This window comes from Alloscardovia theropitheci, assembly GCF_004332295.1.
Classification (GTDB): domain Bacteria; phylum Actinomycetota; class Actinomycetes; order Actinomycetales; family Bifidobacteriaceae; genus Alloscardovia; species Alloscardovia theropitheci.
In genome coordinates this window covers 1-684 of sequence record NZ_RXLP01000024.1, presented here as the reverse complement: position 1 = coordinate 684, position 684 = coordinate 1, and the positions used below count along the sequence as shown (strand labels likewise).

General features: G+C 55.0%; 1 rRNA gene. It reads right to left on the bottom strand.

What is annotated here, in order from left to right:
• Positions 1–684, bottom strand: a 16S ribosomal RNA gene (locus EJ419_RS06190); the annotation flags it as partial.

Here is a 684-nt window from a genome sequence, read left to right as displayed (position 1 = left end):
TAATAGCCCAGAGACCTGCCTTCGCCATTGGTGTTCTTCCCGATATCTACACATTCCACCGTTACACCGGGAATTCCAGTCTCCCCTACTACACTCTAGCCTGCCCGTACCCAGCGCAGATCCACCGTTAAGCGATGGACTTTCACACCAGACGCGACAAACCGCCTACGAGCTCTTTACGCCCAATAATTCCGGACAACGCTTGCACCCTACGTATTACCGCGGCTGCTGGCACGTAGTTAGCCGGTGCTTATTCAAAAGGTAGACTCACTTGCGCTTGCTCCCAATTAAAAGCGGTTTACAACCCGAAGGCCGTCATCCCGCACGCGGCGTCGCTGCATCAGGGTTTCCCCCATTGTGCAATATTCCCCACTGCTGCCTCCCGTAGGAGTCTGGGCCGTATCTCAGTCCCAATGTGGCCGGTCGCCCTCTCAGGCCGGCTACCCGTCGAAGCCTTGGTAGGCCACTACCCCACCAACAAGCTGATAGGACGCGATCCCATCGTATAGCACATAAAGCTTTCCCACACCATCATGCGACAATGCGGAACATAGGGCATTACCACCCGTTTCCAGGAGCTATTCCCCACTACACGGCAGGTTAATCACGCGTTACTCACCCGTTCGCCACTCTCACCAACAAAGCAAGCTTCATTGGATCCCGTTCGACTTGCATGTGTTAAGC